Here is a 20,562-nt window from a genome sequence, read left to right on the forward strand (position 1 = left end):
CGCTGCTACTCTGCGACGGCGTTTTCGGTCGGCAACGAAGCGAGCATTTCTGCGCGGCATACCTCAAGAATCTCGTCTGCCAGCGCGGAATCATCCGGGCAGGCACGCGACAGGATAATCGCGCCGACGGCCCGCGACAGCAGGTCAATCATCTTCTTGCGCCCCTCACCCGCCTCGGCATCCGGCCCGCTCGGGTATTTCTCGCCCAGGGTTTGCAGGGTGTGCTCAATGCCCTCGGCAAACGTCGCTTTCACCTCATCCGACTGACGCGCCGCGTCGCCGCCCAACGCGGCCATGGTGCAACCGTCGCCGCGTCCGTCGCGATGTTCTCTGTTCACATAGACGTTGATGAAGCCCGGAACATCCAGCGCTTGGGCGGCTGTCAGCGATTTGGCCAGACTGCACGCCGAGGCTTCGGCCATCAGGTCGGCCTTCGACCCGAAATGTTTATAGAAACCACCATGGGTAAAACCGGCGGCCGCCATGAGGTCCGCCACGCCGACGCCGTCAAAGCCGCGCTCACGGAACAGCTCTGAGGCGGTTTCAACGATGTGTTCTCGATTGGCCTGCGCCTGGGCCTTGGTCACTCTCACGTGCAATACCTCGTGTTTCCGGGGAAATCCTGCGTCCGATGATACATAGATGTTGGCCATAATCAAAACCGTTGACAGTTTAGATTTAGATCATCATCCTAATTGCTCGCACCATCGATCTTCATCAACGGGCACGGAACAACCTCAATCGCCGCTGGCTGAATCGAGCATCAGCGCAAGCTGAGCGCGTTCTGCTTCTCACACCCTCAAAGAGAGATAAACCATGAGCACTCGCCCTACTGTTCTGATCACTGGCGCCTCCACCGGCATCGGCGCGGTCTACGCCGAACGCTTTGCGCAACGCGGCCACGATCTGGTGCTGGTCGCCCGCGATCAGGCGCGCCTGGATGCACTGGCTGCGCGCTTGCGCAGCGAGCATGACGTCGCCGTCGATGTGATCCCGGCGGACCTGACCCAACCCGGCGATCTGACCACTGTTGAAAACCGCCTGCGCGACGATGCCCGTATCGGCGTCCTCGTCAATAACGCCGGCGCGGCGCTGTCCGGCCATTTCGTCGAGCAAAGCACCGACAAAGTGGCGCAACTGGTCGCCCTCAACACCACCGCACTGGTGCGGCTTGCCAGCGCCATCGCTCCACGCCTGGCCAAGGCCGGTGACGGTGCGATCATCAACATCGGTTCGGTAGTTGGCCTCGCACCGGAGTTCGGCATGACGGTCTACGGCGCGACCAAGGCGTTTGTATTGTTCCTGTCCCAAGGACTGAGCCTGGAACTGTCGCCTCAGGGTGTCTACGTGCAGGCCGTGTTGCCGGCCGCCACACGCACGGAAATCTGGGATCGCTCCGGCGTCGACATCAACACCTTGAGCGAAATCATGGAGGTGGGTGATCTGGTGGATGCTGCGCTCGTCGGCTTCGATCGTCGCGAACCGGTGACCATTCCGCCGCTGCACGAAGCAGAGCGCTGGGATGCCCTGCAGGGCGCACGGCTGGGCCTGATCGGGCAAATCCGCCAATCTGAGGTTGCCCAGCGCTACCAGACGCCAGAGTGATCCTCAGCTAGCGAGCATGCGCGGCAGATTAGATGCAGTCACAAGGCGCTGCATCGAATCCGCAACGCACCGACTACCATCCGTACACCGACAAGAGCCGCACCTCGATGAAAGCTTTTTTGATTGATCGCTATGGCAAACACACCGGGCGCATCGGCGACGCGCCGGTCCCGGCAGTGGGTTCTCACGACGTCTTGATCGAGGTCCATGCCAGCAGCGTCAACGTGCTGGACTCGAAGATCAGCACCGGCGAATTCAAGTTGATCCTCCCCTACGCGTTTCCATTGATTCTGGGCAACGATCTGGCAGGCGTGGTGACTGAAGTCGGCACGCAAGTGACACGCTTCAAACCGGGAGACGAGGTGTACGCTCGCCCACCCGAAGCACGAATCGGCACCTTCGCTGAGTTGATCGCCGTGAACGAAAATGCGATTGCCCTCAAACCGGCCAATACCGACATGGCACAGGCTGCTTCCCTGCCCTTGGTGGCACTGACCGCCTGGCAAGTGCTGGTCGAAACCGCCCAGCTGAAAAAAGGCCAGAAAGTACTGATTCACGCCGGCTCCGGCGGCGTCGGCACCGTTGCCATTCAGCTTGCCAAACACCTCGGCGCCTTTGTCGCCACAACCACTAGCACCGCGAATGTCGAATGGGTCAAGGTGCTAGGGGCTGACGTGGTGATCGACTACAAACAGCAGAACTTCGAAAGTGTCTTGCACGACTACGACGTGGTGTTGAACAGCCTCGGTTCTGATGTCCTGGAGAAGTCAATCAAGGTGCTCAAGCCCGGTGGCCAGCTGATTTCCATCTCTGGGCCACCCACCGCGCAATTCGCACAGGAGCAAGGTTTGTCCTGGCCCTTGCAGCAGGTCATGCGCCTGTTGAGCCTCGGCATTCGGCGCAAGGCACGCAAGCAGGACGTCAATTACGCATTCGTGTTCATGCGCGCCAACGGCGCCCAACTGCAGCAGATCAGCGCACTGGTCGAGGCCGGCATCATCAAACCGGTGATTGATCGAACGTTCCCCTTTGAATCTACAGCAGAGGCGTTGAAATACGTCGAGCAGGGACGCGCCAAGGGCAAGGTCGTTGTTTCGATCAAATGACGATTCCGGCTATTGCTGAGTCATCTATGGAAATCCGCTCACGGCGTTCTTCGACAGGTCATAGAACCCCTCCCGGCAAGAAGGGTCTGCTCTCTTATAACCTCTCAGGAATACCCCCATGTCCGCGCAACGCAACCTCGTACTCCTCGCTCGGGGAGGCTATGCCGCCCGAGGAATGCTTTATCTGATCATCGGTATCTTTGCGTTGCTGGCAGCCCAGGATTCGACTAAACCGAAGGACAGCCACAAGAGTCTGGAAGCCTTGTTAGGCCAGCCATTCGGCTATTTTCTGGTTGGACTTGTCGTGGCGGGACTGCTCGCATTTGCCGCCTGGCGTGTCCTGCAGGCAACGCGTGATGTCGATCATCACGGCACAAAACTCAAAGGTCTGGTGATCCGCACAGGGTTGTTTGTGGGAGGTCTGGTCAACGGTGCTCTGGCGTTCTTTGCATTGGGCCTGCTCATCAGCGGGATTAAAAGCTCGGGCAATTCCGCAGGACAAACCAAAGACTGGCTGGCGAATCTTCTGTCCTGGGAACATTCGAACTGGCTGGTGTACCTGATCGCCCTCGTGCCGCTCGGTGTAGGCATTGCTCACATCATCAAGGGCTGGAAAGCGTCGTTCGAGAAGTATTTCGAGGCCGACGAAGAGGTCATGCGCTACGTCCGCCCGGTCTCGCGGTTTGGCCTGATCGCGCGCGGCGTCGTGTTTATCGAGATCGCATTGCTCCTGGCAATCAGCGGCTCTACCTATCGGGCCATGGATCCCCCGGGTATGAAGGAAGCGCTCGATGCGCTGCAGAATCTACCCGCTGGCTGGCTGATCTTGATGGTAATAGCCCTGGGGCTGATGGCGTTCTCGGTCTACAGTCTGTCGGAAGCTTGCTGGCGCAAGATCAATATGGATGTGCCAGGCGTATCGAGCACATAGCGTGTAACGTCTTTGCCGGTGATCACTCGGGCGCTGCATCGATGAGCGAACCTTTCCCCCGAAAACAGCGTCCGAGCTAAAGCGTTAACGCTTACCGCTCGCCACGAGGTTTCCGTTTGAAAGCTGCCATCGTCAGAAAATACCGATTGATCATCAAAACGCTGGGCTACGTCGGCTGGGCCTTGTTCTGGCTGTTGCTCTGGGACATCGCTGTCACTGTCGACTTCATGTTGTTTCTCAACACCAAGCTGAATTTACCCCTCATGCCCCTGACTTTATTGGGTTCGGCGTTGATTGTGTTGATCAGTTTCCGCAACAGCAGCGCCTACAACCGCTGGTGGGAAGCACGGACGCTGTGGGGTTCGATGATCAACAATTCGCGCAGTTTCGCCCGGCAGGTGCTGACGTTGCTGGATGACGCTGACAACGAGGTCAATCCGGTCAAGTCGACTCTATTACGCCGCCACGTCGCCTATGTGAATTGCCTCGCAGCGCATTTGCAAGGCCAGCCTTGCCCTGAGGAAGTCCGCGCGTTCATTCCCGCCGAGGAGTTCGCCCGCAGCGGCACCACCAATAACTTTGCCAACGACATCCTCACTGGCTCGGCGACTTTGCTCGCTCGGGAATACAAGGCCGGGCGCCTCGACAGCATTCGCCTGGCGCGGCTGGAATCGACGCTGGTGGACTTGTCCAACAGCCAGGGTGGCATGGAGCGGATTGCGAATACGCCGCTGCCCTACCCTTATGTGTATTTTCCGCGGCTGTTTATTTCGCTGTTCTGCCTGATCGTACCGATCGGACTAGTGGAATCCCTGGGCTGGTTCACGCCGCTGGCGTCGACCGTGGTGGGCTTTATGCTGCTGGCCATCGAGCGCATCGGCACCGATCTGCAAAGTCCGTTTCGCCACAGCGAGCATCAGATTCAGATGGAAGCGCTGTGCGAAACCATCGAAAAGAACCTGCAGTCGATGCAGCGTGACTCCCTGGGTGACGTGCGCAGGCTTGCAGAGAACGCTTGAGGTGCAGCAATCGGGAACCGTCAGGATGTCTGACGGTTTCCAAATCAATCAGAACGCCGCACAACATCGCTTGGTTGTGCCCCGCGCTCCTGCTTCTGCCGTAGCGCTCACTGTCATCCCCCCCTTCCCGCTCCTCGCGCCACCTCACATTTTGCGATGTGAGGTTTTCGCATCTGCATAAAAAAGATTGCCGATTCATTGTCAGGTGATTTTTTTCAGCCTATCTTCAATAAAACCTATACAAAGCACTTCGTTGCGTACAACTCTTTCGCTATGGATTGGCCTCACGCACAGCACTGCCGCGAGCACCTTGAATGAACCCACTATTAGCCAGCCATTACCGTGAAATTCTCGTCGGCGTCGGTGAGAACCCCGAGCGCGAAGGTCTGTTGGACACACCCCAGCGCGCCGCCAAAGCGATGCAGTACCTGTGCAATGGCTACACGATGAGCCTGGAAGACGTCACCAACGGTGCCCTGTTCGAGTCGCAGAGCGATGAAATGGTGATCGTCAGCGACATCGAGCTGTATTCCTTGTGCGAGCACCACATGCTGCCCTTTATCGGCAAGGCACATGTCGCATACATCCCCACCGGCCGGGTGCTGGGGCTGTCGAAGGTCGCGCGGGTGGTAGACATGTTCGCGCGGCGCCTGCAGATCCAGGAAAACCTCACGCGGCAGATTGCCGACGCCATTCAGCAGATCACCGATGCCGCCGGTGTGGCGGTGGTCATTGAAGCGCGGCACATGTGCATGATGATGCGCGGCGTTGAGAAGCAGAATTCGGTCATGACCTCCTCCGTGATGCTGGGGGCTTTCCGGGATAGTTCGACGACACGGCAGGAGTTCCTGCAACTGATCGGACGTCGATAAAGCTATACAGGGGACAGTCACTGTACAAGCCGATAGTTCGAATCTCACCCTCTTCACTTGTGTGTTTCAGGGAGTTAGGCGATGACCCGATTTCTGCTGTTATTGGCACTGATACTCAGCGTCGCAAGCTGCGGCAGCGTAGATGTTGCCCGTTATGCCGAGCAACAACCGGCCTTGGACCTGCAGCGCTTTTTCAGCCAGCCCGTCAAAGCCTGGGGGATGTTTCAGAAGCGCAGCGGTGAGGTGGCCAAGCGTTTTGAGGTCAACATCGTCAGCCGGCGTGAGGGCAACAACCTGATTCTCGACGAGCGCTTCCTGTACAGCGACGGCACCCGCCAACGCCGCGTCTGGACCCTCACGCCTGAAGGCCAGGGGCGTTGGAGCGGTCGCGCGGCTGACGTGGTGGGTGTCGCCGAGGGCCAGGTCGCGGGCAACACGTTGCACTGGCGTTATCGCCTGAACCTGCCGGTCGATGACTCGACTTACGAAATGAGCATGGACGACTGGATGTACTTGATGGACGAGGACACGTTGATCAACCGCACCAGCATGTCCAAATTCGGCGTAGAGGTCGGACAGGTGACATTGTTCTTCCGTCGCCAGGGTGCCGGAGTCAGCGAATGAACCGCGCATTGACCCTGGCCTCGCTCGGCGACGGTTATCGCGCGCTGGTGATCGGCGCCAGTGGCGCCCTCGGCACAGCCTTTTGCCAACGGCTGAAACAGGATCCGCGCTGTGCCGACGTTCGTGCGCTGGGGCGCCGTACGCTCCCCGCGCTCGACCTTGAACGGCCCGAAACGATTGCCAGTGCCGCCACCGAACTGGCAGGCGAAGCGCCGTATCAACTGATCATCCACGCGGCCGGTCTGCTCCATCGCGAAGGGATCAAACCGGAAAAAAGCTTCAGCGCAATCGATCCGGATGCGCTGCAAACCGTGTTTCAAGTGAACACGCTGGGACCGGCATTGGTGTTGCGCCATTTCCTGCCACTGCTCGATCCTCGGGGAGCGATGGCGATGCTTTCGGCCAAGGTCGGGAGCATTGGCGACAACCGATTGGGCGGCTGGTACGCCTACCGCGCCTCCAAGGCTGCGCTGAACATGCTGATCAAGACCGCCGCCATCGAACTGGCACGCACGCGCCCGCAGAGTCGCTTGCTCAGTCTGCACCCGGGCACGGTGGTGTCGGGGTTGTCGCAACCTTTTCGCGGCGCCTCCAGCGCCCGTCCGGCAGACGTTGCCGCTGAACAGTTACTGACCTTGATAGACCAGTTGACGCCGGCCGACAGCGGCCATTTCTTTGCCTACGATGGAGAACGCCTACCCTGGTAGGCAAGGAGTGAAGCATGAACCTGCAAGCCCTCACCGAACGTGCGGCCAACAGTGAAATACGTGAACTGGAGCTGCTGTCGCTCGAAGGTGGTTTTTATCTGGCGCGGATCCGCCTGGATCACGGCCAGTTCACCCTGCTGGATGACGCGGCCAAGCCGATGCACCTGCGTTCGATCACCCACCTGCGGGACTTGCTACAGACTGTGCCGGCCTTTCCCTGCGTACTGGTGCAGCAATGCGTGCACGACGAAATGTGCGGGCGCGATTCAGGGCCTGTCGAAGAGCTGCGCATTCCGTTTTCGCTCACTACGCCCGTATGAGTCGAACCACGCACATCAACTGGTAACGAGCGGGGCCGCCCCATTTGTCGCGTACCCGCTAAGCTGGTTTTAGGGCCGTGCGTCAGTTGAACGTTGTTGGCTGACTGAAAACAGCAAAATAGAAATGCTGTCATAACCATGATTTTTTCTGACAAAACGGCGTCTTTTGCAGGTTTTCAAAAGCTCTGCTGAAGCCTGTTAGAGCGCTATTTACGGCCCAAGCGGGTTATCAAAAATCCAACAACACTTTATTACTGAATTAGTGATTTAACTAGGTAGTTACCTAACTATATAATGCCCTCCTCATTTCAACGGGACATTCAACGTGAAGCAGAGTCAACGCCTCTCGGGCATATCAAAATTCATTCTGGTCGGGCTGGGCGTCGTCATCGCCCTGCTCGGCTTGGCGCTGGCTGCGGGCGGCGTGAAGTTGGTCAGCCTGGGAGGCTCGTGGTACTTCCTGGTGGGTGGCTTGGTCATGGCCGTTTCCGGTCTGCTGATCGCGCGCTACAAGCCAGCCGGTGCCTGGTTGTTTGCCGCGTTTCTGGTTGGAACAGCGATTTGGGCAGTGAGCGATGCCGGGCTGGTGTTCTGGCCGGTGTTCTCGCGCCTGTTCATGTTCAGCGTGATCGGCCTGGTCGTGACGCTGGTTTATCCTCTGCTCAAGCGTGCCAACGGCAGTGTTGCAGGTCGCGGCGCTTACGCCGTGGCTGCGGTGCTGGCGGTCGGCGTGGCCGTGGCGGCTGGCAACATGTTCGTCGCGCACCCGACCGTTGCCGCCACCGGCACTGGCCCGGGCCTGACCCCGGTCGAGCCGGACAAGGCGCAAAAGGACTGGGCGCACTACGGTAATACCGAAGGTGGCAGCCGCTTCGCCGCGCTGGATCAGATCAATCGCGCCAACGTCGACAAACTGAAAGTCGCGTGGACCTACCACACCGGTGACGTCGCCGAGAGCGATGGCAATGGCGCTGAAGACCAGCTCACTCCGCTGCAGGTTGGCAACAAGGTGTTCATTTGCACCCCGCACAACAACCTGATCGCCCTTGATGCCGACACCGGTAAAGAGCTGTGGAAGAACGCGATCAACGCCCAGTCGAAAGTTTGGCAGCGTTGCCGTGGCATGGCCTACTTCGACGCCAGCGCTGCCATTGCTCAGCCAGCCAATTCGAAAATCATCGAAGCCAAACCGGCGCCGGCCGCCAACTGCCAGCGCCGTCTGCTGACCAACACCATCGATGCCCGTTTGATCGCGGTTGATGCTGACACTGGCGAGTTCTGCCAGGGTTTCGGCAACAATGGCCAGGTCGATCTGAAGGCCGGTCTGGGTGATGTCCCGGACAGCTACTATCAGTTGTCTTCCGCTCCGCTGATGGCCGGCACCACCGTGGTGGTTGGCGGTCGCGTGGCTGACAACGTGCAGACCGACATGCCCGGCGGCGTGATCCGTGGCTTTGACGTGATGACTGGCGCCATGCGCTGGGCCTTCGACCCGGGCAACCCGCAGGATAAAAAGGCGCCGGCAGACGGCAGCACCTATGTGCGCAGCACGCCGAACAGCTGGGCACCGATGTCCTACGACCCGGCGACCAACACCGTGTTCCTGCCGATGGGCAGCTCGTCTACCGACATTTATGGTGTCGAGCGCAGCAAACTCGATCACACCTACGGCGCTTCGATCCTCGCGCTGGACGCCACCAGCGGTGAAGAGCGTTGGGTGTTCCAGACCGTGCACAACGATCTGTGGGACTTCGACCTGCCGATGCAGCCAAGCCTGATCGACTTCACCAAGGACGGCAAAACCGTACCAGCAGTGGTCATCGGCACCAAGGCCGGCCAGATCTACGTGCTCGACCGCGCCACCGGCAAACCGCTGACCGACGTTAAAGAAGTCCCGGTCAAAGCGGCGAACATCCCGAACGAACCGTACTCGCCAACCCAGCCGAAATCGCTGGGCATGCCGCAAATCGGCGCACAACACCTGACCGAATCGGACATGTGGGGCGCAACCCCTTACGACCAGCTGCTCTGCCGCATCGACTTCAAAGGCATGCGCTACGACGGCCTGTACACCGCGCCGGGCACCGATAAATCGCTGAGTTTCCCGGGTTCGCTGGGCGGCATGAACTGGGGCAGCCTCTCCACTGACCCGGTACACGGCTTTATCTTCGTCAACGACATGCGTCTGGGCCTGTGGATTCAGATGATCCCGTCGCAGAACAAAGGCCAGGCTGCTGGTGGCGGCGAAGCGCTGAACACGGGTATGGGCGCCGTGCCGCTGAAAGGTACGCCGTACGCCGTGAACAAAAACCGCTTCCTGTCGGTAGCCGGCATTCCGTGCCAGGCACCACCGTTCGGCACGCTGACTGCGATCGACATGAAAACCCAGAAAGTCGCCTGGCAGGTTCCGGTCGGTACCGTTGAAGACACCGGTCCACTGGGCATCCGCATGCACCTGCCGATCAAGATTGGTCTGCCAACGCTCGGCGGCACCCTGTCGACCCAGGGTGGCCTGATCTTTATCGCCGGCACCCAGGACTTCTACCTGCGCGCGTTCAACAGCGGCAACGGCGAAGAAGTCTGGAAAGCACGTCTGCCAGTCGGCAGCCAAGGTGGCCCGATGACCTATGTTTCGCCGAAAACCGGCAAGCAATACATCGTCATCACCGCCGGTGGTGCGCGTCAGTCAACCGATCGCGGCGACTACGTGATGGCTTACGCCCTGCCGTAAACCACGGTGTTCACGTAAAGCGCGGCACCTTCGGGTGCCGCGCTGCTTTCCCCCTATTGCTCATGTTTTTTGCAGGAAGATTTACATGCTATCGGCTGTTGGTTTTTCCCGTTCCGACCTGTTCAAAGGCCTGTTGCTGGGCCTGACGTGCACCACCGCCCTCCCCGCGTTGGCCGACAACGATTCCGATCTGTTGACCCGCAGCACCCTCACCGGCGACTGGGGTGGCTTGCGTCACCAGATGGATGAACAGGGCATCAAGTTCACTGGCGACTACAGCGGCGAAATGGCTTACAACGCCGACGGTGGCTTGCATCGCTCGGCGCGTTACTCGCAGAACATCAAGCTCGGCGTGCAGTTCGACCTGAGCAAACTGTACGGCGTCGACAATGCCGGCAAGGTCCAGTTGACCATCAACGATCGTCGCGGCAACAGCGCCTCGGAAGATCTGGTCGGCAACCGTCTGCCGATCCAGGAAAACTACGGTGGCCTGTACACGCGCCTGACCGAACTGAGTTACGAGCGCACGCTGTTCACTCCAGCACTCAATGTGAAACTCGGCTACATGGCCATGGGCAACGACCTCGGCGGCCTCGACAGCGGCATTCTGTGCAACTTCATGAACGCCGGTTTCTGCGGCCATCCGCTGAACATGTCCGGCGGCAGCGGCTGGACCAACTACCCCAATGCGCGCCTCGGTGTGCGGGTGAAATACGACTTGTCGTCTTCCTGGCAACTGCGCGTGGCCGCGTTCAACGTCGACCCGGAAAGCAACGGCAACTCCAGCCGTGCCTGGCACCTCGGGCCAAAACACACCACCGGCACCGTGGTGCCGATCGAGCTGGTTTACAAACACGCGGGCGAGCTGCCTGGCGAATACAAGCTCGGCTACTACTACGACAGCTCCGACGTAAAACGCATCGGCAGCGACAAAGAAGTGTCCGGTCGCGGCGGTCATTATCTGCTGATCGATCAGGCGGTCTGGAACTCGCCAACTTCCGAAGGCCGCAGCCTGCATGCCTTCGGCCAATACTCGGCGGCCAGCGAAGCGGCGTCGCCGTTCAGCAAGTGGTATGGCACCGGGGTGGTTTTGTACAAACCGTTCGAAGGTCGCCCGCGTGACACCGTCGCCCTGGGTTACGGACGCGCCGTGCCGAACCCGCGCAGCCGTGACGTGCTGCAGGACGCCGCATTGAACAACGGCACGGCGTTGCCGAACCTGGACAGCGCCGAGCAACTGATCGAACTCGGCTACGGTTATCAGGCCACGCCTTGGCTGACCCTGCGCCCAAATGTGCAGTACATCATCGAGCCGGGCGCGTTTTCCGGGCAGGACATCGACAATGCACTGGTGTTTGGTTTGCAGATGAAAGCAGCGCTCTGAGGCCCCGAAAAGCAGACAATAAAAAACCCGGCTCGAATTGCCGGGTTTTTTCTTGCCTTCTAGATCACTTTTTCTTTTTGGCCGGCTTATCAGCCTTCTTCGAATCCTTGGCCTTCTCAGGTTTGCTGTCGGCTTTTTTCGCCGACTTCTTCGGCTCGGCGTCTTTTTTCTTGTCCTTCTTGTCGGAAGATTTTGAAAGCGCTGAGGCTGCCGCTGATTTCTTCTCAGGTGATGACTTTTTGTCTTTCAAGTCCTTGCTGGCTTTCGAAGCGTCACCTTTGTCTTTGCTTTTCTTTTCGTCTTTAGCCACGTTGACCACCTCTCGGAGTGTGCCGTTATTGACACATCGCCTGTGCGATTGACCACAAGCTAATCATTAGGCGAGCGGCTCCGACAGCGGTTCAGATTATTTTCAAGCGTTGAAACAGGCCAAATGAAGGCAGCGCCGGCTATCGCCCACGCCACCTTCAGCAACACCTCGTGAATCAGGCCTTGTTGCCCGCCGCCTCCAGCGCCTTTTCAGCGTTGAAGCCATCGAAGTTTTCGAACACGCCCATAAAGCCTGGCACGGTCACCTCGCGCGCCCAGTCGCGCTGCAGTTCGCAGTACATCTGTACCCGGCTGATGAGCTTCGCCCCCGCCTGTTCCATTCGGCGCAACGCCGCCTCGTGCGCAGCGAGCGACGTGCCGCCCACCGCATCGACCGGCACGTAAACTTCATAGCCTTCCTGAATGGCGTCGAGCACCGGGAAGGTCAGGCAGGCTTCGGTCCACAGCGCGGTCATGATCAGTTTCTTGCGCCCGAGCGCTTTGACTGCCTGCTTGAACCCGGTGTCCTCCCAACTGTTGATCGACGTGCGGTCATAGGTTGGCAGATGGCCGAGCACCGCTTGCAACTCTTGAATCGGCGGTTTGTTGCGGCCGGTCGCGACATTGACGGTCGAGTGGATGATCGGCAGGTTGTAGTTGAGCGCCGCCTTCGCAACGCTGGTGATATTGAAGACCAGTTCATCCCGTGGCATCGAGCGGATCGAGGACACCTGAACCGGTTGATAGTCGATGATGATCAACGCTGAATTGTCGGGCGTCAGCAGTTGATCGGTGTGCGGGTTACGGATGGGTTCGCTTGCCATTTGCAGGTCCTTTTGTATGGGTAACGCACGCGGGTGAAACGGCCGGAGCCCGTGCGGCTAAGGGTTCCAGAATGCACGCGAGTGACGCCGTGCCTGGAAAACCCATTGTGCTGTTCCCCTGTTCGCGGCAGTAGTAGCATCCCGAGGCGAACTGTGTCGCGCCAAGGGGAACGCGGGAATGGATATCGAAGAACTGCAAACCTTCGTCGAAGTGGCCGATGCCGGGGGCATTTCACAGGCAGCGCTGCGGCTCGGGGTTTCGAAATCAATCGTCAGCCGCCGTCTGGCCCGGCTTGAAGCAGAACTGGGCGTGCAACTGCTGGCACGCTCGACGCGCGGGGCATCACTCACCGAGGCCGGCGCGACGTTCCGCGATTACGCCGCCCGAGTCTGCAGCGAAATCGACATCGCCAAGGAAACCATCCTGCCCGCCGGCGCCTTGCGCGGTCGCTTGCGCGTAGCAGTGCCGTTGTCGTTCGGGCCGACACACTTCGCCCCGGTGCTGGCGGAAATGGCTCGCCGTCATCCTCAGTTGCACATGCAGACCTGCTACAGCGATCGCTTCGTTGACCTGATTACCGAGGGCTATGATTGCGCCATTCGCGTGGGTTATCTGCAGGACTCCAACTTGATCGCGAGGCGTATCGGCCCGGTCTACACCAAGCTCGTCGCAAGCCCCGACTACATCAAAGCGCACGGCGCCCCGGAAACCCCGGACGAACTGCACGCTCATCAGGCGCTCATGCAAGGCACCGAAGCCTGGCAATTCATGGCGGCTGACAAGGTCATCACGGTTCGCCCGCAAGGACGCTTCAAGGCTGACAACGGCACGGCCCTCGCCGCAGCCGCAGCTGCCGGCCTCGGCGTCGCCTACTTGCCCGATTGCCTCACCCACGAACACATTGCCTCGGGTGCACTCGTGCCGATCATGACCAACCATCCACCGCCCCCGGCCGGCGCCTACCTCCTCCGCGCGCCGGGCCCGCACCCCGCGCGCAAGATCCGCGTGCTCACGGATCTGCTGATCGAGTACTTCGGCGAATCGCCGCACCTCGCCGTGCAGCCGCTGTCACAGCACGATGAAGCGCCGGCGTCTAGCTGAGGAAAGATCAACGCTAAGCCATGAAAGGGGAATTGAGGTGCCGCAACGCCTGCAACAGTCAACGCGTCGGACTGCATTTATTGCAGACACCACGGCGCTGATCGTGTTTTTCACCACCACCGGCATCCTCAATGAACGTTTGATTGCCGGCATGACGTGGGATCAGGTTCTGCACGCGCGCCTGCTGGGCGCGGCGCTGATGATTCCGGTCGCGCGACCTTACGGCCTATGGCGCGATTGGGTGATGACGCGAGCCAGTTCGGGTCGGGGGTCGAGATTGATATGGGACAGTATTGCCCTAATCAGTTTTCAAGTGCCGATCTATGCCGCGATCATTGCCTTCAGTGGTGCATCGGGCGAAGGTCTGGTGCGCGGCACACTTGGCGCGGCCGTGATGATGCTGGTTCTGGGGCGACCCTATGGAGCGTTTCTTAATCGGGTGCGGAAGCTGTTTGGTTTGCCGCCGGGTGGGGACAAGCCGATGTCGTTGAAGGGTTGAGTGGCTGGGGAAAAATTCAGGGAAGACCCCATTCAGAAAAACGTGATCTGTTCTTTAATCCCGCTCTACTGGCCAGTTTCAGCAGTTCATGCTCTTGCTCCGGTTTCATAAAAGTGGTCAACGCAATAGGCTCTTCCCTTGAGTACAGGTTGCTGGCAGTCCTTCGCCAGACAAGCAGATGTACCCAGACCGCCATGATTCTCGACGATGCGTAGCTTTATCAAAGATTCCATTTCAGCTGATTCCCAGCCCTCGGGCGAGTCCAGTTTGCGGGCGTACAGGGTTTGATATTTATCCCACTCATCCGCTCGCCAAAACTGCCCGCACCCGGGACATTGCAATAGTTTGATCCAGTCCCCCGTTGCCAGGCAGCGCATTCCTGCGACAAACGCCGTGTAACGCTGACTGATATCTACCAGGTTGTCTTGACCGTTGCAGGTGCATTGCATGGTTCCACTCCAAATCTTCTTGCTTCTACTCGTTCCACCGTTAACGTCTGCCTCTGCCCCACAGCAGCTGTCCCGCCGCTGGCGCCGTTAACTACATTTGGGCGGCGCCAGTATTCCGCTTGAGACGCCCGAGGTCCCTATTGATCAGCACCTTATGGACTACGCCCACCGGCAACATATAGATGCGCCCAAAGACGTTATGCGTTACGACAGACGATGTGATCGTGAACACATGATCTGTTATCGACAGGCAGATCATGACATCCAGATGTCGGTCTCTTACGCTCAGAACGAGCACGTCGGGGGCACTATGCTCGACCAGAAAAAAATCCAGCTTTTCGCCAGCCTGTATTGCCTCTCGACGGGCGCCAGAGAAACCGCCGATGCGCTTCACGCCAACTAACGAGGAAATCGCATCCCTCGTTCGAAACGCCAGTCGCATGACCAGTCCCGGCTTGGCCCGCATGCAGTTCCAGGCATCAAGAGTGGTTATTTCAACAGGCAGCAGCACCGATCGGCTGTGATAGTAATCAAGATCAGGCAACGCCCTCAGGGTGTGAGCAGGTGAAGGGGTGGTCATACATGATTCCTTTCAATGGGCCGATTTGTTACTCGGCATCACTTTCCTTGCGTCTCTGCGCAACGACTGTGGAGATCATCGACAAACTCCGCGCCCAACCCGCCACGCGGCTGCGGCTGCGGCTGCATTGCACGCACGGCTTCGCACATCTCTTTAGGGAAGTCGATCCCGCTGCTGCGATCTTCATTCAGCGGCGCAATCGGTTCCTTGCCCGGATCAATTGGGGGCAGACCCTCAGTATCTGAGGGCCTCTGCCCCAGTGCTTATGCGCCATCTGCAGGACTGGCCCACTGCCCGATAAAGTCGCCAATTCTGCGCTCAATATCACTCTCAACGGTCCGCAGCCGCAGAATGGGAATGCCACTTCTAGCCAGAATCTCGTTTTTCATGGCGTCCCGAGCTGCCTGTACGGGGTGGTCGTGATACCCGCCATCGACTTCGATCACCCCTATCGGTTGCTTGCCCACTTTGAAATAGATCACGAAATCGCAACTGGCGCGCCGCATGAACGCTCGCTGCGGCTCTGTCCAGCTGAGGCCAACCGGCGATGCAAGCTTATCCAGCTGGATCTGTGTGTGGTACTTCAATGCCTGGCACGCCGGGGCGGACAGCGCTTCGCGCAGCAACTGTGCCACGATCTGCTCGGACCTGTAGCGTGAATCCTCGGGCCGCAAGCGGGCGTCCAGGCGTGCCAGAGACTGGTCGTACTCGCGGTACAGCAAGTCGAATGCCGACACCACGGGCGCGCGCACGATCTGCTCGTCTTGCGCGTAATAACTGATGTAGCGAATCAGCGCGGCGATGTGCCCATTGTTGTCCGTGAACACCTCGTCGCCGGTCACCAGGGTGAAGCGATGTTTGGCCCGCGAAACGGCCACGTTGATCATGCGGGGGTCGTCGACGAAATCCAGGCGTGTACGCGCCTGGTTGTAGCGTTTCTTGTCGAGCACCGTGGAAAACACGATCTCGTCGCATTCGCGCCCCTGAAACTTGTGCACGGTGTCCTTGACGAAATCCGCCGGCAAGTGCGTGCCGGACAGGTTGACTTGTGCCCTGTACGGGGCAATGTAACCGCGGCCTTCGCCGTCTATTCCGACGGGTTGCCCCTCCTCCTCAAGCACCTTCAACAGGGAGTCCAGCTCCCGAAGGTTGGTGTTCTGCCTGGCGTGGTTGCCCTTGGCGGTCACCACCAGGCGCAGGGGTTCTTCGCCGTTGTCCTCGGTCATCGGCACCAGTGCGTTGTCGTAGAACTGCTGGTTGCAGAACTGGATGATCCTGGGGTGGCAGCGGTAATGTTCTTTCAGCAGGGTTCTGGGCAGCGCGTCCTGGAACACGGCAATGCATGAATCCAGCAAGCTGTAGCGCTCGCAATCGTAGGCCTCGGCGGGCGCTTGAAGCCCAAGTTTCACGGGGATATGCGGCAACTGGCGGTTGTCACCCACGACAATCAGGTTCTTGGCGCAGCCCAGCGGCAAGATACCCGGCACGATGTCCTGCAAAGAGGCTTCGTCGATGATCACGTAGTCGAGGACCGCTCCCGGCGCGATCGAATTGACGATGGAGTGCGTGCCGCTGCCCAGGATTGGGAAGCGCTGCATAAAGGCATCGAAACGCTCACGGTAGGTTTTGACATCAAAGCTGTCCGACGGCATTACCTGAAGTTGCATATGGCGCTTGAGATGCTGCATCGAAGCGGTTGTGAGTTCTTTGAGCAGCGCCGTGAAATTCGCGCGTGCCAATGCTTCGCGACACTCGCACAGTTGCACTTCTTTGTCGCGCAGCGACTGGTCGTAATAATGCATTTGCAGTGCATGGAAAACGGCCATCCGCGCCTCGCCGTCGGCAAATGGCCTGGTGCGAAAGATCCTGAATTTGAACAGTAGCTCGATACGGTCTTTGAGATGAATGCGCTGCTCGCCGAGGTAAGCCAGGTAGGCCATGAGGTCCGCCGTCTTGCGCGGTGTCAGGCCGTACTTGTCGAGCGAGGCTGTGACCGGCACAGCGCTTTCTGCCTGCCACTGCTGCAGGTAGCGTCGCTCGATGACCAACTCGTCCAGCTCGATTTGCAGTTGCGCCGCCCTGTTGTGGTTTTGGAGATGCTGTTTCAAGCGGGCCAGCAAGGCCTGGATCTCATCCAGGGAAAGTGCCGGCTCCGGCACACTTGACGGCCACGCAGGCAGGTCGGAGAAGAAGGCCTTGCGTTTGTCCTGGTTGCCAAGCTTCGCGACCAAGTGGCCTAGGCCGTATTTCTCCAGTTTTTCGTAGACGTTTTCCACAGCAGCATTGTTGTTGGACAACACCGCGACCGTCTGCCCACGTAGCAGAATATTGGCGAGGATGTTGAGGATTGTCTGGGTCTTGCCGGTCCCTGGCGGGCCTTCGATTACGCTGACTTGCGCGCTGAACGCCCGCTCGACGGCCTGAAGCTGACTCTCGTTCAGCCCGAACGGATAGATGAGCCCCTGCCCCGGCGCCAGAGTGCCGTTGCGCCCGGTACAGTAGGCTTGCAAGGCTGTGCCAGGGATGGCCGGCAGTTTTTCGAGCTGGCGCACCACATTGTCGGCAATTTCACGATCATTCTGCGACTTGGCGTGATGCTGTCGCGCGTTCGCCACGGTAGTGAGATAGCGGAAGACCGGCGTGTCCTTCATCGGTGTCGGAGCGGAAAAGCCGATGCCGTCCATCTTGTAGACATAGGGCTTTTTACTGTCCGGGTAGTGCACAACGGCATAGCGCTCACCGTAAATCGTAGCGCTGGCGATGGGCTTGGTGCTGCCGCGCTGGTGCAGCAAGGCATTGCTCAACTCGCGGGTGGGCGAAACCAGGCAATCACTGAGCGGGCGGGTGTATTTTTTCCTGGAGGGGTAGTGACAGGTCAGCTCCAGCAATGCGTCTTTGTCGCTCCAGCGAATCGCCCAGTCGCTGATCTTTGCGGTTTTGTCCTCACCATCCATCTGAATCGAAGCCATATTCCTCGTCCCTATACGCATGACATCCGGCTTCGCTTCGCGCCGGACGCTACCTCTCCAAGAGGTGACATATTGCCATCATTGCCTACAAGGTCGATAGCCCGGCCGTTAACGCCCCCGCAGCGCCGGACGCAGTGACGAGTCGCCGAGCAGATGCAGGGTTTCTTCAAGGACGTCGACGTCAGCGATGAGGCTGGCGAAATCCCAGTAGCGGTTGAACGTATCGGATGTGCGGTGGTAGGTGTTCGAGTCATAGAAATCATGCCGCTTCATGCCTTCCTCGATGCCTCCTTTGAGCAAATCGTCGCCAGTGCTCACCTGCACCGTGGGGATATCAATTTTGGCGAAACTTGCCTGATCGGAGCGAAAAAAATATCCCGCCGAAGGCTCTTCATCGAGGCTGATTTTGCGCCCGAGGGTGTGGGCAGCGCTGACAAACACCTCGGGCAAATCGGACTGATCGCCGTCCACCAGAAACAGGTCACGGGTTCTGCCAATCGGTACGAAACCATCGACATTGAGCGCCGCCACCACATCCAGCCCCGTCTCGCGGATCAACTGTGCGACCCGTGCGGAACCGTGCATGCCGACCTCCTCGGCAGACGTCCAGGCAAAGAGCACCGTGCGCCGCAGCGGCGCCGTGGCGGCCAGACGCCTGGCCAGCTCAAGCAAGACCGCCACACCGATCGCGTTATCGACAGCGCCGGGGTAATAGCCTCTGCCGTCGGCGGTTTTGCCGAGGTGATCCAGGTGCGCGCAGAACAGGACACACTGGCGGGGAAACAGTCGGCCCTTTTTCATCGCCAGCACATTCCGGCAATGCCGAATGACAATGTCGCAATCGAGCCGCAGTTGCAGGTGTGCATCGAGCCGGCACGGGCGTCCCGCCATTGGCCTGGGGGCAGCGATGAATGCATCAAGGTCAACACCGCCGTCGGCTAACAGTCGCCGGGCAAACCGTTCACTGCAGAACCCTTCGAAATCCAGCCGACTGCGCACAGCGTGCGGAAGAAAGCGAAACGGCCGGCGCATTTCGTCCTGCACAAGGTGAAACGCGCTGCCGAACAGTTCATCGGTGTGGACGATAATGACGCCCGCCGCACCCTGGCGGGCCGCTTCCTCGTACTTGTATTCCCAGCGCCCGTAGTAACTCATGCGCTGGCCGAGGAACAGTTCGCCTCCCGGGCTGTTGCGTCCAGGATCATTGGGTAACACCACGACCACTTTGCCGACGACATCCAGTCCGGCGTAATCGTCCCAGTCGAACTGCGCAGCGACAATGCCATAGCCGACAAAGACCAAAGGCGCGTGGTCGAGCCAAACCCTGGTTTGCTGTGAGCGAATCAGCAGTTCATCGTCCTGTTCGAGGTCGTAGCGGGTATCACCCTGAATAATCGTCCGACAACTTTCGGCGCCGGATTGCGCCGTGGCGCAACCGAGAGGTACTGACTGGAACAGGCCCCGGCGGCCCTGCCAGGGCGTCAACCCCTGCGCCCGTACTTTTCGCGCAATCCACAGGGAGGCTCGCCACGCACCGGGCTCCCCTGCCCCGCGCCCGGCAAACCGGGCACCGGCCAGGGTTCGACAGGTGTCGGCGAGCGCTGCCGCATGCAGCTTGTTTTTCAGGTAACCGCGAAACACCGGGGCACGAGAGTTTTTTTGCCTGGTTTTTTTCAGGAGCGCTCGTCGCATGTCGGCTCCTCTTCCTCCGTCCACTTGAACAGTCGTGCGGCGTTGTCAAAGAACACTTGCCGGTGATACTGCTCGTCGATGGCACTGGCGCACGCGGCCACGTAGCCAGGGTAGTCGACGCTGGGCCAGCCCGATCCGAAGAGGAACCGCTCCGGTTTGCCGGTGTAATCGAGCATCCAGCGGATCGGTTCGACCATCAATCGGCCAAGCGTGGCTTGCGAAACGTCGCTTAGCGATCCTTCGATGATCGAACTGAGTTCGAGCCAGACATTGTGGTTTTTCGCCGCCAGCACAGCGGCATCGGTAAACCACGGGTTACCGCTGTGAACCAGAACGAAGTTCACGTCCGGGTGGTCCACGATGACCTCGTCCAGGCTGAGTGGGTGGGCGTACTTGAGCTTGGAGCGATGCCAGCCTGTGTCGCCACTGTGGAACAGCACAGGAACATCAAACTCACGCGCCAGAGCGTACAGCGGCATGAGCCTGGGATCGTCAGCATGCACATGCATAAATCCCAGATTGATTTTGATGGCCCCATAGATACCGCGCGCCAGTCCCTGCGCCAGCGACGCTGGCGACCACTCAGGCTGAGCGATGACTGCACACCTGGCCACGCCCAGCGCCTGCAACTGCCCGGCATCGCAACCGGGGTTATGCGAATCCGTTACGGATGCGCGGATGTCGAAGCGCGCTTGCAGCGCCTTGAATGCTTGCAGACTGTCCGTTCGCGCAAATTCGGTATGCACGTGCGCGTCGAAAACAGGCCCGGAATAACGACTCATCGAAGACTTCCCTGTGTAGACGATCCTCATTGCCGCGCATCCAGTTGCGCGGTTTCT

20 protein-coding genes and 1 pseudogene are annotated in these 20,562 nt (G+C 59.4%); 12 read left to right on the forward strand and 9 right to left on the reverse strand.

Annotated elements, in window-relative coordinates; genetic code table 11:
- Window positions 1-5: 5 nt before the first annotated feature.
- Window positions 6-593, reverse strand: a complete 588-nt coding sequence (locus CKW14_RS20560; protein ID WP_176471314.1) for a TetR/AcrR family transcriptional regulator — start codon at window positions 591-593, stop codon at window positions 6-8.
- A gap of 223 nt (window positions 594-816) precedes the next feature.
- Between CKW14_RS20560 and CKW14_RS20565 the strand changes: the two genes are divergently transcribed.
- From CKW14_RS20565 to CKW14_RS20610, 10 genes are all read left to right on the forward strand, one after another.
- Window positions 817-1,605, forward strand: coding sequence for an SDR family oxidoreductase (locus CKW14_RS20565; RefSeq protein ID WP_034154110.1), 789 nt, complete (start codon window positions 817-819; stop codon window positions 1,603-1,605).
- Between the two features lie 107 nt (window positions 1,606-1,712).
- Entirely contained in the window at window positions 1,713-2,711 is a 999-nt protein-coding gene (locus CKW14_RS20570) for an NADP-dependent oxidoreductase (RefSeq protein WP_095126081.1), read from the forward strand.
- 118 nt (window positions 2,712-2,829) lie between these two features.
- The gene (locus CKW14_RS20575; protein WP_095049019.1) at window positions 2,830-3,642 is read left to right on the forward strand and encodes a DUF1206 domain-containing protein; all 813 of its coding nucleotides are present in this window, start codon (window positions 2,830-2,832) and stop codon (window positions 3,640-3,642) included.
- A gap of 116 nt (window positions 3,643-3,758) precedes the next feature.
- Complete coding sequence (locus CKW14_RS20580; protein ID WP_095049020.1) at window positions 3,759-4,661, forward strand: bestrophin family protein; 903 nt, start codon at window positions 3,759-3,761, stop codon at window positions 4,659-4,661.
- A gap of 314 nt (window positions 4,662-4,975) precedes the next feature.
- On the forward strand, window positions 4,976-5,533 hold the full coding sequence (gene folE, locus CKW14_RS20585) for a GTP cyclohydrolase I FolE (RefSeq protein WP_034154114.1): 558 nt from the start codon (window positions 4,976-4,978) through the stop codon (window positions 5,531-5,533).
- A gap of 81 nt (window positions 5,534-5,614) precedes the next feature.
- Window positions 5,615-6,157 (forward strand): DUF3833 domain-containing protein, encoded by a 543-nt coding sequence (locus tag CKW14_RS20590; protein ID WP_095126016.1) that lies wholly within the window; start codon window positions 5,615-5,617, stop codon window positions 6,155-6,157.
- Window positions 6,154-6,864 carry an SDR family NAD(P)-dependent oxidoreductase gene (locus tag CKW14_RS20595; RefSeq protein ID WP_095126017.1) on the forward strand — a complete coding sequence of 237 codons (711 nt, stop codon included), beginning with the start codon at window positions 6,154-6,156 and terminating at the stop codon, window positions 6,862-6,864. Before CKW14_RS20590 ends, CKW14_RS20595 begins: the two co-directional genes overlap by 4 nt.
- A gap of 14 nt (window positions 6,865-6,878) precedes the next feature.
- A complete protein-coding gene (locus CKW14_RS20600) occupies window positions 6,879-7,184 on the forward strand; it encodes a DUF6482 family protein (RefSeq protein WP_034154117.1) in 306 nt (101 codons plus the stop codon).
- 325 nt (window positions 7,185-7,509) lie between these two features.
- Window positions 7,510-9,915, forward strand: a complete 2,406-nt coding sequence (locus tag CKW14_RS20605) for a glucose/quinate/shikimate family membrane-bound PQQ-dependent dehydrogenase (protein ID WP_095126018.1) — start codon at window positions 7,510-7,512, stop codon at window positions 9,913-9,915.
- Between the two features lie 85 nt (window positions 9,916-10,000).
- Window positions 10,001-11,299: a carbohydrate porin gene (locus CKW14_RS20610; RefSeq protein ID WP_095049024.1), complete on the forward strand. Its 1,299-nt coding sequence runs from the start codon at window positions 10,001-10,003 to the stop codon at window positions 11,297-11,299.
- 64 nt (window positions 11,300-11,363) lie between these two features.
- On the opposite strand, the gene CKW14_RS20615 is transcribed toward CKW14_RS20610, so the two are convergent.
- Window positions 11,364-11,609 (reverse strand): hypothetical protein, encoded by a 246-nt coding sequence (locus tag CKW14_RS20615; protein WP_095049097.1) that lies wholly within the window; start codon window positions 11,607-11,609, stop codon window positions 11,364-11,366.
- A 175-nt stretch (window positions 11,610-11,784) separates the two neighbouring features.
- Complete coding sequence (locus tag CKW14_RS20620) at window positions 11,785-12,432, reverse strand: hydrolase (RefSeq protein WP_093431462.1); 648 nt, start codon at window positions 12,430-12,432, stop codon at window positions 11,785-11,787.
- Window positions 12,433-12,610: 178 nt separating this feature from the next.
- Between CKW14_RS20620 and CKW14_RS20625 the strand changes: the two genes are divergently transcribed.
- Together CKW14_RS20625 and alaE are read left to right on the forward strand one after the other, a co-directional pair.
- Window positions 12,611-13,534, forward strand: a complete 924-nt coding sequence (locus CKW14_RS20625; protein WP_095126019.1) for a LysR family transcriptional regulator — start codon at window positions 12,611-12,613, stop codon at window positions 13,532-13,534.
- Between the two features lie 37 nt (window positions 13,535-13,571).
- The gene (alaE, locus tag CKW14_RS20630; protein WP_095126020.1) at window positions 13,572-14,033 is read left to right on the forward strand and encodes an L-alanine exporter AlaE; all 462 of its coding nucleotides are present in this window, start codon (window positions 13,572-13,574) and stop codon (window positions 14,031-14,033) included.
- A gap of 86 nt (window positions 14,034-14,119) precedes the next feature.
- On the opposite strand, the gene CKW14_RS20635 is transcribed toward alaE, so the two are convergent.
- The 6 genes and pseudogenes from CKW14_RS20635 to CKW14_RS20660 form a co-directional block, all read right to left on the reverse strand.
- Window positions 14,120-14,482: a metal-binding protein gene (locus CKW14_RS20635; RefSeq protein WP_095126021.1), complete on the reverse strand. Its 363-nt coding sequence runs from the start codon at window positions 14,480-14,482 to the stop codon at window positions 14,120-14,122.
- A 91-nt stretch (window positions 14,483-14,573) separates the two neighbouring features.
- Window positions 14,574-15,062, reverse strand: a complete 489-nt coding sequence (locus CKW14_RS20640; protein ID WP_095126022.1) for a DUF2867 domain-containing protein — start codon at window positions 15,060-15,062, stop codon at window positions 14,574-14,576.
- A gap of 77 nt (window positions 15,063-15,139) precedes the next feature.
- Window positions 15,140-15,274, reverse strand: a pseudogene (locus tag CKW14_RS30240) (glutamine synthetase); the annotation flags it as partial.
- A gap of 51 nt (window positions 15,275-15,325) precedes the next feature.
- Window positions 15,326-18,031 (reverse strand): AAA domain-containing protein, encoded by a 2,706-nt coding sequence (locus tag CKW14_RS20650; protein WP_095126024.1) that lies wholly within the window; start codon window positions 18,029-18,031, stop codon window positions 15,326-15,328.
- Window positions 18,032-18,139: 108 nt separating this feature from the next.
- Window positions 18,140-19,723 (reverse strand): M20/M25/M40 family metallo-hydrolase, encoded by a 1,584-nt coding sequence (locus CKW14_RS20655; RefSeq protein WP_095126025.1) that lies wholly within the window; start codon window positions 19,721-19,723, stop codon window positions 18,140-18,142.
- Window positions 19,705-20,505 carry an amidohydrolase family protein gene (locus CKW14_RS20660; protein ID WP_176471316.1) on the reverse strand — a complete coding sequence of 267 codons (801 nt, stop codon included), beginning with the start codon at window positions 20,503-20,505 and terminating at the stop codon, window positions 19,705-19,707. The genes CKW14_RS20655 and CKW14_RS20660 overlap by 19 nt, the downstream gene beginning before the upstream one ends.
- Window positions 20,506-20,562: the final 57 nt, after the last annotated feature.

This window comes from Pseudomonas sp. Irchel s3a12, from assembly GCF_900187485.1.
Taxonomy (GTDB): domain Bacteria; phylum Pseudomonadota; class Gammaproteobacteria; order Pseudomonadales; family Pseudomonadaceae; genus Aquipseudomonas; species Aquipseudomonas neuropathica.